This is a genomic window from Kluyvera sp., assembly GCF_965301105.1.
Window position 1 is genome coordinate 1 of the sequence record NZ_CBDKZX010000174.1, and the last position, 2,431, is coordinate 2,431.

The 2,431-nt window shown below is 58.7% G+C and carries 2 protein-coding genes and 1 pseudogene; all 3 read left to right on the forward strand.

Translation table 11 applies throughout. From position 1 onward, the window contains the following. Positions 1 to 716 (forward strand): annotated as a pseudogene (gene livM, locus ACW14G_RS22810) (branched chain amino acid ABC transporter permease LivM); the annotation flags it as partial. After that, the gene (gene livG / locus ACW14G_RS22815; protein ID WP_035892174.1) at positions 713 to 1,480 is read left to right on the forward strand and encodes a high-affinity branched-chain amino acid ABC transporter ATP-binding protein LivG; all 768 of its coding nucleotides are present in this window, start codon (positions 713 to 715) and stop codon (positions 1,478 to 1,480) included. The pseudogene livM and the gene livG, both read left to right, overlap by 4 nt. A 1-nt stretch (position 1,481) precedes the next feature. Continuing rightward, a complete protein-coding gene (gene livF, locus ACW14G_RS22820) occupies positions 1,482 to 2,195 on the forward strand; it encodes a high-affinity branched-chain amino acid ABC transporter ATP-binding protein LivF (protein WP_064541380.1) in 714 nt (237 codons plus the stop codon). Positions 2,196 to 2,431 lie beyond the last annotated feature (236 nt).

Consider the following 2,431-nt stretch of genomic DNA (forward strand, 5'->3'; position numbering starts at 1 on the left):
TGCGCGGTGACTATCTGGCGATTGTGACCTTAGGCTTCGGCGAAATCGTCCGTATCCTGCTGCTCAACAACACCGAAATCACCGGCGGCCCGAACGGCATCAGCCAGATTCCAAAACCGACCTTCTTTGGCCTGGAGTTCAGCCGCAGCGCGCGCGAAGGCGGCTGGGACACCTTCAGCAACTTCTTTAACGTCAAGTACGACCCGTCCGATCGCGTCATCTTCCTCTACCTGGTGGCGCTGCTGCTGGTGGTGCTGAGCCTGTTCGTGATTAACCGCCTGCTGCGCATGCCGCTGGGCCGCGCCTGGGAAGCGCTGCGTGAAGATGAAATTGCCTGTCGCTCGCTGGGCTTAAGCCCAACCCGCATCAAGCTGACCGCCTTTACCATCAGCGCCGCGTTTGCCGGTTTTGCCGGCACGCTGTTCGCCGCGCGTCAGGGCTTTGTCAGCCCGGAATCCTTCACCTTTGCCGAGTCGGCCTTCGTGCTGGCAATTGTGGTGCTGGGCGGCATGGGCTCGCAGTTTGCCGTTATCCTCGCCGCGATTCTATTGGTTGTGTCGCGCGAGCTGATGCGTGACTTTAACGAATACAGCATGTTGATGCTCGGCGGCCTGATGGTACTGATGATGATCTGGCGTCCGCAGGGCCTTCTGCCGATGACCCGTCCACAGCTGAAACTGAAAAACGGGCAAGCGAAAGAAGGAGAGCAGGCATGAGTCAGCCATTATTATCCGTTAACGGCCTGATGATGCGTTTTGGCGGCCTGCTGGCGGTCAACAACGTGGCGTTGGAGCTGCATCCTCAGGAAATCGTCTCCCTGATTGGCCCGAATGGTGCGGGGAAAACCACGGTCTTTAACTGCCTGACCGGCTTCTACAAGCCAACCGGCGGCACCATTATGCTGCGCGACCAGCACCTGGAAGGGCTGCCAGGCCAGCAAATCGCCCGCATGGGCGTGGTGCGCACCTTCCAGCACGTGCGTCTGTTCCGCGAAATGACGGTGATTGAAAACCTGCTGGTGGCGCAACATCAGCAGCTCAAAACCGGCGTCTTCTCCGGCCTGCTCAAAACCCCGTCGTTCAAGCGCGCGCAAAGCGAAGCGCTGGACCGCGCCGCCACCTGGCTTGAGCGTATCGGCCTGCTGGAGCACGCCAACCGTCAGGCCAGTAACCTGGCCTACGGCGACCAGCGTCGTCTGGAGATTGCCCGCTGTATGGTGACCCAGCCGGAAATCCTGATGCTCGACGAACCGGCCGCTGGCCTCAACCCGAAAGAGACCAAAGAGCTGGATGAGCTGATTGCCGAACTGCGTAATCATCACAACACCACCATTCTGCTGATTGAGCACGATATGAAGCTGGTGATGGGCATTTCCGACCGTATCTACGTGGTGAACCAGGGCACGCCGTTGGCTAACGGCACGCCGGAAGAGATCCGCAACAACCCGGATGTTATCCGCGCGTATCTGGGTGAGGCATAATATGGATAAAGTGATGTTATCGTTCGACAAAGTCAGCGCCCACTACGGCAAAATTCAGGCGCTGCACGAGGTCAGTCTGCACATTAATCAGGGTGAAATCGTGACGCTCATCGGGGCGAACGGCGCGGGTAAAACCACGCTGCTCGGCACGCTGTGCGGCGACCCGCGCGCGACCAGCGGGCGGATTGTCTTTGATGATAAAGACATTACCGACTGGCAGACGGCGAAAATCATGCGTGAAGCGGTCGCGATCGTGCCGGAAGGGCGCCGCGTGTTTTCGCGCATGACGGTGGAAGAGAACCTGGCGATGGGGGGCTTCTTTGCCGAGCGCGATCAGTTCCAGGAGCGCATCAAGTGGGTTTACGAACTGTTCCCGCGTCTGCATGAACGTCGAATCCAGCGTGCGGGCACCATGTCCGGCGGCGAACAGCAGATGCTGGCGATTGGCCGCGCGTTGATGAGCCAGCCGCGCCTGTTGCTGCTGGATGAACCTTCTCTGGGGCTGGCGCCGATCATCATCCAGCAGATCTTCGACACCATCGAACAGCTGCGCGAGCAGGGTATGACCATCTTCCTCGTCGAGCAGAACGCCAACCAGGCGCTGAAGCTCGCCGACCGCGGTTATGTGCTGGAAAACGGCCACGTGGTGCTATCCGATACCGGTGATGCGCTATTAGCGAACGAAGCGGTGCGTAGCGCGTACCTCGGCGGCTAATTCACAGCAACAATGCCGGATGGCGGCGTAAACGCCTTATCCGGCCTACCGTTACTCGTAGGCCGGATAAGATGCGTTCGCATCGCCATCCGGCGTTTCTCTATCCGTGCCACAGCTCCCACTTTCCTTCCTTACCACCGTCACCTCCTTGCCATCCCTTTGTCGCCTTACTATCTTTTTTTTGTAATAAAAAAGTTATTTTTCTGTCATTCGAGCATGTCATGTTACCCCCGCGA